The sequence below is a fragment of the Microtetraspora niveoalba genome (genome assembly GCF_001570405.1).
Classification (GTDB): domain Bacteria; phylum Actinomycetota; class Actinomycetes; order Streptosporangiales; family Streptosporangiaceae; genus Microtetraspora; species Microtetraspora niveoalba.
Map to the genome: position 1 here is coordinate 94,667 of NZ_BBYM01000024.1, position 14,482 is coordinate 109,148.

Below are 14,482 nucleotides of genomic sequence, written 5' to 3' on the forward strand. Positions count from 1 at the left end.
ATTACCGGACTGGTCGGGTTCACCGGTGATCTCGTACGGACCGGGACGCACCGCTGTCGCGCTCGGGATGCCGGAGACGGTCGAAAAGGCCGGGTGCGCCGTCCGGTCCTGCCCAGCCCTCCCCGGCCATGCCCGGCCCTCCCCGGCCATGCCCGGTCCTCCCCGGCCATGCCCGGTCCTGCCCGGTCCTGCCCGGCCGGGTCGGTCATGGTCGGCCGACACCGGGGAGATCCGCTCCTGGAATGACGCAGTGTCCCGAGCCGTGGAAGCTCGGGGCACTGAGAGACGAACGTCCGGGGGGCAGGGGCCCGACCCGCAAGGCGCTGCCGGCTCCGCCCGTACGTGGCGGACTCAGAGGACCTTGCGCATGACGACGCGGGGGGCGATTTCCAGGCCGAGCGCCCGCTCGTGCTCCACCAGGGCCCGCAGCTCCGGTCCCCAGCTCTCCGGCGGCAGCACCTCGAAGCCGCGCCGGGCGTACCACGGGGCGTTCCACGGCACATCACGGAATGTCGTGAGAGTGACCGCGTCGCTCGTGGCCGCGGCCGCGTCGCAGACGGCCTCGATCAACCGCGTCCCGACGCCCTGGCCCTGCTGGTCCGGATGTACGGCGAGCTGGTCCAGATGCGTCAGGCCGTCCACCTGGCCGAGGAGGGCGAACCCCACCGGCGGCCGGCCCGCGACGATCACCCGTCCCGGGTCGTCGCACTCCTCGATCATCGTCGTGCCGGGCGGGAAGACGATGCCCAGAGGGGCGAACGTCCGGTCGGCCGCGAGCTCGACCTCGACCAGCCCGGCGAGATCTTCCTTGTCAGCCCATCTGATCATTGGTCCATCATCCCGCGAGCACGACGGCCCCGTAGGCGTCCGGCTGTATGGTCCGGGGCCGGGACAAACCGGTGTCACATGCATGCCCGAAGTCCGCTATTCTTCTACCTGTCGCCGCGACAAGCGGGAGACAAGGCAGGTTGCCCGAGCGGCCAAAGGGAGCGGTCTGTAAAACCGTCGGCTCAGCCTACCCAGGTTCGAACCCTGGACCTGCCACCAGCCATAACGGCAGCTCAGAGCCCCTCCGGGGGCTCTTTTGCTTTTCCGGATCATGCAGCCATGTGCCGCTCTGATCGGCCGTATGTCGATGATCGCGCAATATGCGCGCAATGATCTCGAGGGCGTTCCCGCAGGTCGCGCGGGCTGTTTCACAGCAAGCACGCACCAGGCTGACGGATGGGCTGGCGGAGACGCGATCGGCTTCTACCTGGACAGGCTTACAGGGCGGGAGCGCCCCTGCATCGGTAATGTCGTGACCATGGCGCGACGGATCGACTTCTACGACGACCCCGACGCCCCCGCTCCGAACAGCCTTGTGCCGTCCGTCAACGTCGTCGTTACTAACGAGGCCGGCCACATCCTCATGATCCGCCGGAGTGACAACGGCAACTGGGCCGTCCCCGGCGGCGCGATCGACCTCGGCGAGTCCCTCCCGCAAGCCGCGGTGAGAGAGACACGCGAAGAGACCGGCGTGCTGTGCGAGATTACTGGCCTCGTCGGCATCTACACCGACCCCAAGCACGTCATCCTCTACACCAGCAACGGCGAGGCCCGGCAGGAGTTCTCCATCATGCTCACCGCTCGCGCCGTCGCGGGCGAGCCGACCCCGAGCACCGAATCGACAGAGGTCCGCTGGGTGCCCCGAGACCAGGTCCAGACCCTGCCGATGGACCGCTCGATGGCGCTGCGTATCAGGCACCACCTGACCGGTAGGACTACGCCGCATGTTGGCTGAGCAGCAGGCCTCCATGGCGTGGGTTGCGATGTTGCCGAGGGCGTTGCCTGCTGTTGGGGGAACAACGGAAGTCGGATGTGCCCTGTAAGTCTTGGAGACGTGGTCACGCTTGTGTCTTGGTCCACCCTCTACCCTCGGTCGCTCCATGAAGCCGCCCCCGCTGATGTTTATCCCACACGTTGCGTTTATCCCGCACGTTGTTTCACGCGGTAGATGAATGCCTCTCCGTGGCCTTACGCGCTAAATGAAGGTCTCTTTCCCGGCTTTACGCGCTAGATGACTGTCTCTCTGCGGCGAGAGAATGGCCTTACTTTTCCGTCGAGCTCTGGTCGAGGGGCCTTCCTTATGGCACGATCGTCGCGAGAAAGGGGGTCGGGGAGAAGTCTCCGACAATCACGAGATCCGCCCGCTTGAGCGACTGTTCCGCCCCGGAGCAGCGGTTTCCGGCTCTCCGAATTTCGATATGTCGACGGAGGGATCGAAGCGAAGTGCCATGCGTGGAGAACAGTGCAAGCGGCTCCCGGGTGAGTGCCGTCCGGGTTGCAGGTGCTACCGGGAAATGGACAAAATATTTCTCCTTGATCCGAAGTGGCCGGATGAGCTCTGTCCGAGATGCGTGTCTTACGCGGCGCTCGAAGTCAAGCGAATCGACACGGACGAGTACATAGACCGAGCCCTTGGCTGCCAGGCCTGCGGCCGCTCTTGGAGAGTCCAGCGCTCACGGTAAATGCGCAGCGTGCCTCCGTTCCATTACGAAGGAGCGGAGGCACGCCATGACTGTCTACCCGGATCGCCGTTCTGCTGACAGCGGGAGAGGTTGACAGAATCAGCCGAAGGGCGATCGGGTTCAGGTGGTCAAGCCGCCAGGGCGTCATCAATCCTCCGGTTGGCGATCTCCTGCTGGCCGTCGAGGCACTTGGCGTAGACACGCAAGAGGACGTCAACGCTGTGCCCGGCCCGCTCGGCCACGTCGGGAGCGGAGACGCCCGCGTTGAGCCAGAGGGAGACCGCCGCGTGCCGTAGGTCATACGGCCGACGAGCGAGGGGAGAGGCGACCTGGGCAGGCGTGAAGGCGAGCTTGCGGGCTTCCTGCCAGACCTCCGTGTAGGCCGTCGAGGCGACCACACCGCCGCGTTCGCTGCGGAAGATCCGACCGTCCGAGCCGACGCCGAACTCTGCGATGTGTTGCCGAAGGATCTTGACCAAGCTTGGAGGAATGGGCACCGGCCGCACGTCGTCACGACCTCGATGCTTGAGGCCGCGTTCCTCATGGGCGTCGCCGGTGTCCGTCCACTGCGTATTGACCTCGGGGCGGGACACGTCGACGAGGAGACGCCCCCAGCCGCTTGCCGGAAGGTGGCAGTCATCCTTGCGCAGGGCAACGGCTTCACCGGGGCGAAGCGCCGCGTAATACATGCAGGCGAATAGGGCCATGAGTCGCCGGCCACGTCCCCGCCCGCCTACGTAGGTCGCCGCGGTCAGCAGTTCCTCGGCCTGCCGAGGGTTGACCACGACCCGAGGGTCTACGGTCTCGGTCGTCTTGGGCGGCTTCCACTTGATCCGGTGCAGTGGATTTGCCGAAAGCTCTTCCAGCTCCACCGCGTACTCCAACACTGCGTGCAGGACGGCCCGCTTACGCCTGACCGTGTTCGCGGCGGCCGCCTTGCCGTCGAGGCGGAGCGCAAGCGCGTCAAGCGCCAGCCGTACGGTCTTCGTCTCGCCGAGGTCGGCCAGGTCCAGCGAGGCGCCTTCCAGCCACCGAATGGCCCGAGCCATGGCCGGGGGAGCGTCGGGCCGCTTGCCCTCCGGCAGGAGCGCGTACTTTCGCAGCGCCGTCCGGAGTGACTCGGCGTCGGGGCGGCCAGGGCGGTCTTTCACGAGCGCAGGGAGCGCCGTGGCGAGCGCGTCGGACACGCTGTCACGGGTCTTGGCCGCCGCATGAGGCCACTTCATCTCGATATAGGCCCGGACGAAGTCGAAGACTGTCCGGGCGCTCTTCGCTTGGAGCATGGAGAGGGGGAAGCCCGTCTCCATGTCGAACTGCTCACCTCGTTTGGCCGCCTGCCGAAGGTCGGACAAGAGGCTCTCGGCGAGCGCCTTGGTTCGAAACGTCTTCGACTTCTGCCGACCGCCGACCTTCCAACGGGCGACAAAGGAAGGCGTCTTGCTCGACTCGTTCCGCATGACCGCCCAGAACTTCACGTCATACGAGGTGTTCACGCCGCCTCCCGGAGGGACTCAAGCCAGGCGAGGAACTCGCTGCGATAGATCCGGATCTCCCCGTTGGGGAGCTTGAAGCCCTCCGGGGCCTTGCCGATTTCCCGCCAGCGGTAGAAGGTCCGGCGGGAGACGCCCCCGAGTTCGTCGAGGATCTGGGGGATCGTCATCAGTTCGTCGCTCTTCCTCATGCCGCCCTCCCTTCTGTTGCCGAAAGGTCTTGTCCGTCTGCTTGGGCCTGGAGCCGGGCCAGGTGATTTCGCCATCGCTGGCGTTCGTGGACCGACCGCAGGAGCCGGACGCCGATTGGGTCGAGGCCGGGGTCACCGGGCTTGACCGGCCGCCAGACGTACCGGTGTGGATCTACCGGCTCGTCGGGCAGGCCGAGGGCTTCCAGCACCCAGGTACGGCGGTCGTGCTTGTGCTCGGTCAGGGTCTTGTTCGACCACTTCCGGGAGACGAGCACGCGGCGTCCGGCGTAGCCGAGGTGTTCGGGCTTGTGCGCCTTGCCCCGGCACCGGCCCGGGATCATGCCCGGCCTGGCGCCCTTGGGCTGGACGCCGTAGCGGAGCCAGTTCGGGCAGGTCGGCGAGCACGGCTCGTACCGGAGCGCCGCGCCAAGGCGTTCCGCGTGGAGCCGCTGATCCTTGTCTTCCGGATCGATCGCATCGCCGATGGACTTGGTCAGGTACTTGGACAGGTAGCGGATGCACGTGTCCGCGTCGGTGGTCCCGGCCAGGACGCCTTGAATGTCGAGCTGGGGGCCGAAGCGGAGCACGTGCAGGGGTTCGGCCTCGTCGTCCCGGTCGAGCTGGTCTAGGGCTTCATCCCAGGTGGGCAGGACCTCGCCGGTTTCCGGGTCGAGGTAGCCGGCCCCGTCCGCCCACACGGGCAGGTGATCTCCCTCGAACACGGCTTGATCGACGGACGGCCACCACACTTGGTGGTACGTGGCCGCCGCGATCTGCTTGATCTCCGCGCGTGGCAGGTGGCCCCGGACGGCCATGTGCAGGTGCGGCGCGAGCCGCTTTTGCGGTTCGACCGTCGCGAAGTACTGGACATCGAACCCGGCCACGCGGCGGAGGTTCTGCACGAAGCGGTCCACCAGCTTGGAGAAGTGCAGCGCGTCCCGAGCCGCCCGCGCGTAGTCATACGTGCTCGGATCGACGGGGGCGCCGTTCTTCCTAACCCGCCCATAGGAAGGAAGCGTGAGCGTGATGAACATCGACGGCCGGAACGTCTTGCCGTCCGCACCGGTGAAGGTCCGCCCAAGCGTCGTGGCGCTCATGGTCCGCTTGGGAAGGTCCGGTGCATCCTGCCGCCGACGAGTCGAGCGCGACCGCTTGCCGGTGGTACGGCCAAGGACGGTGCCGCGCATCCCGGCCCGGTTGATCTCGTCGTCCAGGTCGCCTATCGCCTTGTCCAGATCGGTGGTGTCGTCGCCGGCCTTTTCCGCCTCATCTCGCCACGCCTGGGCGTCGGCCCGGAGTTTGACGAGATACCGCTGATACTCGTCGGCGTCATCAGGCGTGTTGACCGGCTCGTGGTCGAGGTGCCAGCCCTCCCGGCATTGGGCCATCCGAAGTTGCCGGTTCCGCTTGGCACACGGCGGGCACTTGCTGTCCAAGGTCGCCCCGCACGGCACGTCGATGGTTTCGACCTTGCCTGTGTAGGTGTCGAGTCGCCGCAGGGCGATCGGGCGGATGCACACGCCGTACTGCTTGGCGATCTCTTCGACGACCTCGCGGGCGAGCGGTTGAGCCATCCGCACCGCCCGAGGGGTCGCCCTGTCCGTTGTGTTGGTCACCGGTCACCCCCGCAGGCGTCGGGGGAGCCGGCTCCGTCGACGGAGTCGCAGCCGTTCAGAGACTCCGGCAGGACGGACGCCTTTTCGCCGCACTCGCGGCACTCGACCACGCCTCGCACCGGGTACAGCCAGAGCGCGTTGGTGGTGCCGCAGGCGGCGCAGGTCAGTTCGTCGAGCAGGTGGGAGATCTCAACCATTGGCCCGCGCCCCCTCACGCGATGCCGATGCAGCCCCCGCGGCAGGAGCGGAGCGAGCCCCGGAGCCGGTGACCGATGGGGAGTCCGAACGCTGCACCGGAATGTCAGGCGTGGTGTCCGTGGGCACCGAGTAGTCGGCGACCATCGCGCGGATGTCGTCATCGGAGACGTAGGCGGCCCGCACTCTCACCGGGTCGGGTGAGGTTTCCAGCCGGACGTATCCCACTCCGGCCCCGAGAGCAGGAACGGGCGAGATGTGGTCAGCGAGCGCGCCCCTGTCGCGAGCGCCGTCGCCGAGGACCATGTCCACCTGCTCGGACTCATCGAGCCGGAGCGCGATCTTGTCCGGGAACAGGTTGCGGATGTTCATGACCTCCTTGCGCGGGTCCTGGAGAGCCGCCATGACCCCGACGCCGACCGCCCGCCCCTGAGTGGTGAGCGTGGCGAGCGCGGCACTCATCCGCAGCTTCAGGCCCTTGTCGGACTGGTAGGCGGTCAGGAACGCGACCTCGTCGACGAGCACCAGGACGAACGGATCCGCCACCGTGGGCGTGTGGGAGCGCTGGAGGCCGCCAAACCGGTCCGCCCGTTCCTGCATCACCGCAACAGCCGCCTCCAGCAGGTCCGCGCAATCGGCAGGAGAGGCGGCGTACCGGTCCCTGAACAGAGCCCGTCCGAAGGACAGTTCCATCCGCTTGGGGTCCAGCGCCCAGATCTCGACCAGGCCCGCCCGCATCGCAGGGAGCAGCCCGCGGATCGTCCCCCACAGATAGGAGCCCTTGCCGGCCCCGGTCGCCCCAGCGATCAGAACATGGGTGCCGTGGACCTTGAGCCGCAGCGGACGCCCGTCCTCACACGCCCCGATCTCGACCGGCCCGACCGACGCCACGTCCGGGATCGGGACGGCTGGAAGAGGAACGGCGAGCGGGTCACGACGCGGGAAAGTCAGCACGAGACGACCGGCGCGAGCGACGGAGACGCGGCAGGCACGGGAGCCAAAACCGTGGGCGAGATGCTCGGCCCGGTCGGTCCAGTCCTTCACGGCTTGCCCGTTGAGCATCTTCACGGTGACGCGGTCGGCCCAGCCATCGCAGTGGACCCGGAGTAGGTGGGGCAGGTAGTCCCGGCCGCGTAAGTGCCGTCCGAGACCGGAGACGATCATCACGGGCTGCCAGTGACGGCGGTAGACCCAGACCAGTCGCCACCAGGCGAGCAGCCGCCAGCCGACCAGGCGCAGGAACGAGGCCCGGCCCAGTAAGCCCCAGGACAGACCCGCCAAGGCGACAAGGCCGACGAGCACCGAGGCCGGGCGCCAGCCGTACGCGAGGGTGACCGCGACGGGAGCGAGCGCGACGGCCGAGGCGATCGGGTGCCGCCACACCAGCCGGACCAGGCCCGCGACGAGCCGCGACAGCCAGATCACGATCGTGACGAACGCGGGAGTCCGGACGACGGCCGGACGGAAGACGACAGCAGTGTCAGGGGTGGTGGAGACGAGGTTGCGTGCCTCATCTCCGGGGAGCTTGCGCAGCATTAGGCTTGGTTTCCTCTCAAGCATTCGCGTGTGTGCGAGATCTGAGGGGCCGCCGGAAGTTGCCGCTTCCAGCGGCCCCGCTTGCATGTCAGGCCGCCGAACCGTCGCAGGCCGGGGCGCCGGAGTTGGCCGACTGCTCGTGGTGCAGGCGCTCGCAGTCGGCCAGGTAGCGCGCGGCGGCCCGGTGGATCTGTCGGGCGATGTCGAGGTCAGCGGTGGTGACCGGCCCGGCCGCCGTGGTGGAGACGGTGACCGTGACGGTGTTGCTGCTGATGTCGAGGTAGGGCCGCCCCGTGGTGAGCACCGAGGCCCGCACCCGCAGTTCGGGGGAGTGGAACGAGACCCCGAGATAGGTGGGGCCGCCCGGACTGAGCGACATCGTGACGTAGGTGTACGGGTCGCGCTCCATCAGGCCGCCGCCTCCTTACCGGCGGTGCTCTGCTTACCGCCGGCCACCGGACGAGGAGCCCGCATCACCCGCGCGGTGATGGAGTAGGCCAGCCGCCCCGTGGACTGGTTCACGTACGGCCTGACCTGGATGCCGTCGAACTCGACCGGGGTGAACGGCAGGCCCGGCAGGGACGGCGGCATGGTCGGCTCGGTCTCGGCGAGGAGCTTGACCGTGACGGTCTTGGCCGCCGCCTTCAGCGAGGGGTCGGCGTCCATCACGGGCACCTGCCAGATCGGGAGGCCCGTGGCCTTGTCCCTGGCCTGAACGTCGCCCTTGGCGTCGAAGTCCTTGGCCCTGCTGATCTCGCCGACGACGTAACAGCCGTGCGGGAACAGCAGGTCGAAGCTGATCGGAATGGGTCCCTGGATAGCCATGACATGTCTCCCTTCTCTCAGGACGACCTCTCAGACGGTCGTCCACTTGTCCGCTCAAGCTGACTTTAAGGCTACCCCACTCGTCCGCACAAGTAACCGAGCGAAACGAGCGGGGTAAGTCTTAACTCACCTGGTAGACATCTTCGAGCTCATGCAGATCACCAGGCAGCGCCAGCCCAACCACCATGAGGACGGTTCCCGCCGGATCGTGCACGGCGGCCAGTACACCCAGTACCGGAGCCGATGACCCGAGAAGGTCGGCTTCCTCCTTGGTCGGCTTGCGCGCGGCCAGCCGTTCCGTGACGTGGTCGAACCGAAGATGCTTGACCGCCTGGAGATGCTGACGCACCCCATGCCGCAGCGGGTCAGGCTTGTCCAGATCGGTGCCTACGGCGATCTCCAGGGGGAACCACAGGGTTTCCGCCGCCGACACCTTGTCCCCTTGCTTGGCCACGCGTTGGCGAGCGATCACGGGGGTCCGCTCGTCAACACCGAGTAGCCGGGCCACGTGCCGAGGAGCTGGCACACGGGACACGCTAACGATGTTCTCCGCGCTCTCTGCCTGCTCGGCCGCCGCAAGTTCCGGCCGTACGCGCTCAACGGGGGTCTCGGGTCGGCCCTTCACGAAGGATCCGCGGCCGTGCTCCCGCTCGATCCACCCTTGCATCGCCAGAGTTTGAAGTGCCCGCACCACGGTGGTGCGGCCTACGCCGAACTCGCGGACGAGCTGCGTCTCAGACGGCAGCATGTCACCCGGCGCGTACTCGCCATCCCGGATACGCTGCTGAATCGCCGTCATCACCTGGGCGTACTTGGGAGGGGCGAAGTCCATGCTCATGCTAACCGCCCAATCACTTTTCCACTTGTCTGCATAAGCACAGTAGCGGCTGAGCGTGGACCTGTCAGGACCTCCACCGCCAGCGGGAAGGGCTATCTCACCGCACCGAACAGCAGCGCCACCCACATCTGCCGCGCCTCAGCCTCCCGCCACGCGTGGCTCTGGGCAACGTTAGGTTTCAGCGGATCACCGGACATTCGCTGGATGAACCACACCCCGCTGCCCTGGCACAGCTCGTACCAGGTCGCGCGATGCTCGTGACAGGTCCACGCCAGCACGCGGAACCGGGCGAACCGGCGGGTGGCGTGCCAGGCGAGCCGCTCGACATCCGACCGCATCGGTGGGAGATGCGGCATGGCGCAGGACGTGACCGGGGCGACGGTACGCGTCTTCGTCGTGCTCACTTGCCAGTCCGTTCGAAGCGGACCTGTCCGGCAGCGTCTAGCGTCGCCTTGAAGATCACGCGCCGGGACCAGTCGTCCGGGACCGTGCCGAAGTCGTAGACCCGGTGCGTGATCCGCCCCCACGGCTTGTCGGCCGCGTCCATCCGGCGCAGCGCCTTGCGCAGCTCGTCCATCGAGGTGGCCTGTCCCGCGCTGGTGCCGCATGGGCCGATCTCGTCGACGCCGTCGACCGTGAGGAACACTTCCCACTCGAACATCTCGACGAGCACTTGCCCGCCGTCGCAGTACAGGCAGTCCTCGCGTGAGGAGGTCTCGTATCCGAGCATCGTGGCCGTCACCTGTCCGCGCCTGGTGACGATCTTCCAGCCGCGCCCGTCGCACGCGGTGCACTTAACCGGAGTTGTCATGCCGGAAAGAATGGATCGCGGAAGATTCCGCTCCTATCCCACCGGGATATATCACCGGGAGATATAGAGTTCCCAGCAACAGCCATGCACCACGAGCCCAGGGGAAACGCTGGAGGCCGGAATGCACGGGAACGCTTTCGAACCGATCCAGATCCCCGCACGGGTATGGGACCGTGACGAAAGCCGAGAAATCCTCAAAAACCGCGACATACCCGGACTGTTCAACCTCGCAGTCAAGTACGCCGGAGCCAGCCAGACCCGGATCAGCGCCGCAACCGGCATCGCCCAGGGACGCGTCAGCCAGCACATGCGCGGGCAGCGCCAGGTCACCGACCTTGAGGTCTACGAGCGCATCGCCGCCGGCCTCAGCCTGCCCGACCACGCCCGGATGCTGCTCGGCCTGGCCCCGCGCGACATCGCCTCACCCACCGGCGACCACGGCGATGAGCACCAGGAGCAGACCGAGGAACTCACCGCCCGAATCGCAGCCGCCGCCGCCATCGACCCCACAATGGTGATGATCCTCAACGCCGACACCAATAACCTTCGGCTACTTGATCGCCGACTCGGCAGCGCAGCCATCGCCGACAAAATGCGCGCCCAAATATCCCAAATAGAGCGCGCCCATCACCACGCCGTACGGCCCGGAATTCGCGCCCAACTCGCTCACGTACTCGCCGAAACCGAATCACTCGCCGGATGGCAGGCGATCAACACCGGCGCCTTAAACGACGCATGGACCCACTACGAGAACGCCAAGGCAGCCGCCCGCGAAGCCGACGACCCGGCCGTACTCGCCTATGTCTCCGCCGAACAGGCCTATGTACTCATGGACTTGGGACAGCCGGCGCAGGCGACCGAACTCCTCCAGTACATTCACGCCACCTATGGCGACCGCATCCCCGACCGGCTGCGCACGTGGCTGTCCGCAGCCGAGGCCGAATCCGCCGCCATCCTCGGAGACGAGGCCACCTGCCGGGCCGCACTCGATTACGCCACCGCTCTACTACCGGACGGCCCCGGCGACCCGGACACGCCGTACCTGTCGATCGATGCTCACCACCTCGCCCGGTGGCGCGGTAACTGCCTCGTCCGTTTCGGCGACCCCGGCACCGTCGAGGACCTCCGCTCAGCACTCGCCGGGATGGACGGCACCTATAACCGCGCGGAATCCGCGCTGCGCTGCGACCTGGGACACGCCCTATTGGCCCTGGGCGACCCGGAAGCCGCCCAACCCCACATCCAACGCGCCCAGCACCTCGCCACCATGACCGGCTCACGCCGCCAGCGCAAGCGCATCGACGAACTCACCCGACTGGTTACGCGCGCTCTCCATTGAGTCGCTCCCGCGCCGCATACAGGCCGACCAATGTCCCCGAGGTCCAGATGTCACCGCGGGCGATCACGTCGGGGATCTCCTTCATCGGAATCCACTCGATCAGGTCCGCCTCGATCTCACCGGTGGGTTCCTTGACGAACTCGGCACCCCGCGCGAGGAACAAATCGTGCTGGGAGTCGACCATGCCCGCCATGGGCTGATAGGTGACCAGGTGCTCGATCTCCTTGACCCGGTACCCGGTCTCTTCTTCCACCTCGCGAGCGGCCGTCGCAATCGGATCCTCACCGGCATCGACCAGGCCGCCGGGGAGTTCCCAGCCCCAACGGTCGAACAGGAACCGATGCCGCCACATCATCAACACCCGGTTCTGATCATCAACCACCACCGCGATGGCCGCCCGGTCCAGATGCACCGCGTGATGCTCGAACCGCTCCCCATCAGGGATCTCGACATCAACCAGGCCCAACCGGATCCACCGGTTGTCGTAGATCAGCCGCTCACCGTGCACGATCCAGCGCGTCTGTTCCTCGTTGGTAGCCACACCGCGACGCTACCGCTCAATACAGCCCAGGTACATGGCATCGAGATGGACCGCCATCTGGGCAGGAGAGCCCGGACCCGAGGCCAAGCACTCGACGACGCAACGTGCCGCAGACCTCGAACCGTGATCCAAGTTCTATGACCTTCAGGTAAAGAGTACGGTTACGCTCCTTGTTGAAGGCACAGGCCTGACGCGGATTGAACACGAAGATCGAAAGGATCGGATCCGAGGGTGGACAGCGCTCAGTACGGCCGGATCGTGAACTTCATCTGGAACATCGCTGACGATGTTCTACGCGATCTCTACGTTCGCGGGAAGTATCGCGATGTCATCCTCCCGATGACCGTGCTGCGGCGGCTGGATGCCGTCCTGGAGCCCACCAAAGCAGCCGTCCTTGAGATGAAGCAGATACTTGAAGACGCTGGCATCGTCAAGGACGAGGGCGCCCTCTGTGATGCGGCTAAGCAAGCGTTCTTCAACACCTCGCCCTTCACGCTACGCGACCTTCGTTCCCGCTCCAACCATCAGCAACTCAAGGCCGACTTCGAGGCCTACCTGGACGGGTTCTCGGACAACGTGCAGGTGATCCTGAACAATTTCGAGTTCCGCAATCAAATCCCTCGCCTGTCGAAGGCGAACGCGCTGGGCCCGCTCATCGAGAAGCTCATGGATCCGGACATCAACCTCTCTCCTGATCCTGTGCGTGACCCGGACGGGCGGATCCGTCAGCCGGGGATGGATAACCACACGATGGGCACGATCTTCGAGGAGCTGGTCCGCCGGTTCAACGAGGAGAACAACGAGGAGGCCGGCGAGCACTGGACTCCCAGGGATGCAGTCAAGCTCATGGCCAACCTCGTCTTTCAGCCCGTGGCCGACAAGGTTTCGTCCACCACGTACCTTCTCTATGACGGGGCGTGCGGCACCGGAGGCATGCTCACAGTGGGGCAGGAGACACTGCGCCAGCTTGGCGAGGAGCACGGCAAGCAGGTGACCACTCACCTATATGGGCAGGAGATCAACGCCGAGACGTATGCCATCTGCAAGGCGGACATGCTCCTCCAGGGCGATGGCAGGCAGGCCGACAACATCAAGGGGGGGCCCGAATACTCCACGCTTGCCAACGATGCCTTCCCCTCCTTCCAGTTCGACTTCATGCTTTCCAATCCGCCGTACGGTAAGAGCTGGAAAAGCGACATGGAGCGGATGGGCGGAAAGAAGGAGATCCAGGACCACCGGTTTGTGATCTCCTACGACGGTGACCCTGAATACTCCCTGGTGACGCGCTCCGACGATGGCCAGCTGCTGTTCCTGGCAAACATGGTCTCCAAGATGAAGCAGGGCACCGAGCTGGGCAGCCGAATCGCTTCTGTCCACAACGGCTCGTCACTCTTCACCGGAGACGCTGGCCAAGGCGAGAGCAACATCCGGCGCTGGATCATCGCGAACGACTGGCTCGAAGCCGTCGTCGCGCTGCCGCTCAACATGTTCTACAACACAGGCATCGCCACCTTTATCTGGGTGCTGAGCAACCGCAAGCCCGAGCACCGCAAAGGCAAGGTGCAGCTCATCGATGCCACCAGCTGGTATGTGCCGCTGCGAAAGAACCTCGGCAAGAAGAACTGCGAACTCTCCGAAGCCGACATCCAGCGGATCGTAGACACGCTTCTGGCGTTCGAGGAGACGGAACAGTCGAAGATCTTCCCCAACAAGGCGTTTGGCTACTGGAAGATTCTCGTAGAGCGACCACTCCGGCTCGCGAGCCAACTCACGCGTGAGTCCGCCGAACAGCTCCGGTTTGCCTCCGGTGACGTGGAGCTTCGGGCCCGGCTGCACAACGAGTTTGGGGAAGTGCTCTTCACTAACTTCACGAGCGTGCAGCGGGAAGTCCGCGCTCACCTGGACGAGTGGGTGGCTACAGCAGAAGAAGGTGACGATGCCCCTGAGGTGTCGGACCGGTCGCGTAAGAAGCTGCTCGACGCCAAGACCTGGGATCGGGACGGTCGACTAGCAGAGATCGCTATGGAGCTTTGGAAAGAACTCGGCGAAGAAGTCTTCATGGACTACAACGAGTTCGAGCTCCAGGCAGGCCTTGCCATGGGTCGTCTGGGGAAGAAGCTGTCGGCCACGGAACGAAAGGTCATGCTACGCGGGTTGAGCTGGCGGAACGAGAGCGCGGCACCTGTAATCGCCAAGCGTCACAGGCCAGGGACGGTGGAACCCAACCCGCTCTACGGTCTTTACGAAGACCAGATCAAGGGCAAATCTGTCATCGTGGAGTACGAGCCGGACGGCGAACTGCGCGACGCAGAGCAGGTTCCACTGCTGGAGGAAGGCGGCATCGAAGCCTTCTTTCGGCGCGAGGTACAACCCTATGCCTCTGACGCCTGGATCAAGCAGGATGCCACCAAGATCGGCTACGAGATCAGCTTCACCCGGCACTTCTACAAGCCACCGCAACTCCGGAGTCTCGAAGAAATCCGTGCGGATATCCTTGCCCTGGAGCAGGAGACCGAAGGCATTCTCGGAGATCTCCTGGGCGGGGTGCGTAGTGAGCACTGAGCCAACCCCTTACCCATCCTATCGACAC

Annotated in this window: 15 protein-coding genes and 1 tRNA gene; 4 read left to right on the top strand and 12 right to left on the bottom strand. The window is 65.8% G+C overall.

The features are described from left to right. Positions 1-351: 351 nt before the first annotated feature. Positions 352-828, bottom strand: coding sequence for a GNAT family N-acetyltransferase (locus AWQ70_RS23930; protein WP_067179889.1), 477 nt, complete (start codon positions 826-828; stop codon positions 352-354). Between the two features lie 134 nt (positions 829-962). Here AWQ70_RS23930 and AWQ70_RS23935 point away from each other — a divergent pair. Both AWQ70_RS23935 and AWQ70_RS23940 read left to right on the top strand, forming a co-directional pair. After that, a tRNA-Tyr gene (locus AWQ70_RS23935) sits at positions 963-1,047 on the top strand. A gap of 259 nt (positions 1,048-1,306) precedes the next feature. After that, entirely contained in the window at positions 1,307-1,783 is a 477-nt protein-coding gene (locus AWQ70_RS23940; RefSeq protein ID WP_067180048.1) for an NUDIX hydrolase, read from the top strand. Between the two features lie 855 nt (positions 1,784-2,638). On the opposite strand, the gene AWQ70_RS23945 is transcribed toward AWQ70_RS23940, so the two are convergent. From AWQ70_RS23945 to AWQ70_RS23990, 10 genes are all read right to left on the bottom strand, one after another. Further along, positions 2,639-4,003, bottom strand: a complete 1,365-nt coding sequence (locus AWQ70_RS23945; protein ID WP_174552413.1) for a tyrosine-type recombinase/integrase — start codon at positions 4,001-4,003, stop codon at positions 2,639-2,641. Then, a complete protein-coding gene (locus AWQ70_RS23950; RefSeq protein ID WP_067179892.1) occupies positions 4,000-4,191 on the bottom strand; it encodes a helix-turn-helix transcriptional regulator in 192 nt (63 codons plus the stop codon). Before AWQ70_RS23950 ends, AWQ70_RS23945 begins: the two co-directional genes overlap by 4 nt. Further along, positions 4,188-5,765 carry a replication initiator gene (locus tag AWQ70_RS23955; protein WP_067179895.1) on the bottom strand — a complete coding sequence of 526 codons (1,578 nt, stop codon included), beginning with the start codon at positions 5,763-5,765 and terminating at the stop codon, positions 4,188-4,190. The genes AWQ70_RS23950 and AWQ70_RS23955 overlap by 4 nt, the downstream gene beginning before the upstream one ends. A 38-nt stretch (positions 5,766-5,803) precedes the next feature. After that, entirely contained in the window at positions 5,804-6,004 is a 201-nt protein-coding gene (locus AWQ70_RS23960) for a hypothetical protein (RefSeq protein WP_067179897.1), read from the bottom strand. Further along, entirely contained in the window at positions 5,997-7,538 is a 1,542-nt protein-coding gene (locus AWQ70_RS23965; RefSeq protein ID WP_084517738.1) for an FtsK/SpoIIIE domain-containing protein, read from the bottom strand. The genes AWQ70_RS23960 and AWQ70_RS23965 overlap by 8 nt, the downstream gene beginning before the upstream one ends. Positions 7,539-7,626: 88 nt before the next feature. Further along, entirely contained in the window at positions 7,627-7,947 is a 321-nt protein-coding gene (locus AWQ70_RS23970) for a hypothetical protein (RefSeq protein ID WP_067179899.1), read from the bottom strand. After that, positions 7,947-8,363 (bottom strand): plasmid replication, integration and excision activator, encoded by a 417-nt coding sequence (locus AWQ70_RS23975; protein ID WP_067179901.1) that lies wholly within the window; start codon positions 8,361-8,363, stop codon positions 7,947-7,949. Before AWQ70_RS23975 ends, AWQ70_RS23970 begins: the two co-directional genes overlap by 1 nt. 121 nt (positions 8,364-8,484) lie before the next feature. Then, the gene (locus tag AWQ70_RS23980) at positions 8,485-9,201 is read right to left on the bottom strand and encodes a GntR family transcriptional regulator (RefSeq protein WP_067179903.1); all 717 of its coding nucleotides are present in this window, start codon (positions 9,199-9,201) and stop codon (positions 8,485-8,487) included. Between the two features lie 92 nt (positions 9,202-9,293). Next, complete coding sequence (locus AWQ70_RS23985; protein WP_067179905.1) at positions 9,294-9,605, bottom strand: hypothetical protein; 312 nt, start codon at positions 9,603-9,605, stop codon at positions 9,294-9,296. Beyond that, on the bottom strand, positions 9,602-10,012 hold the full coding sequence (locus AWQ70_RS23990; RefSeq protein ID WP_245647124.1) for a hypothetical protein: 411 nt from the start codon (positions 10,010-10,012) through the stop codon (positions 9,602-9,604). The genes AWQ70_RS23985 and AWQ70_RS23990 overlap by 4 nt, the downstream gene beginning before the upstream one ends. Positions 10,013-10,133: 121 nt before the next feature. On the opposite strand from AWQ70_RS23990, the gene AWQ70_RS23995 reads away from it, so the two are divergent. Next, positions 10,134-11,351: an NsdA family TPR-like regulatory protein gene (locus tag AWQ70_RS23995; protein WP_067179909.1), complete on the top strand. Its 1,218-nt coding sequence runs from the start codon at positions 10,134-10,136 to the stop codon at positions 11,349-11,351. Here AWQ70_RS23995 and AWQ70_RS24000 read toward each other — a convergent pair. After that, positions 11,332-11,892: an NUDIX hydrolase gene (locus AWQ70_RS24000; RefSeq protein ID WP_067179911.1), complete on the bottom strand. Its 561-nt coding sequence runs from the start codon at positions 11,890-11,892 to the stop codon at positions 11,332-11,334. The genes AWQ70_RS23995 and AWQ70_RS24000 overlap by 20 nt on opposite strands. Positions 11,893-12,123: 231 nt before the next feature. Between AWQ70_RS24000 and AWQ70_RS24005 the strand changes: the two genes are divergently transcribed. Continuing rightward, entirely contained in the window at positions 12,124-14,454 is a 2,331-nt protein-coding gene (locus tag AWQ70_RS24005; protein WP_067179914.1) for a type I restriction-modification system subunit M, read from the top strand. The last annotated feature ends 28 nt before the right edge of the window (positions 14,455-14,482 follow it).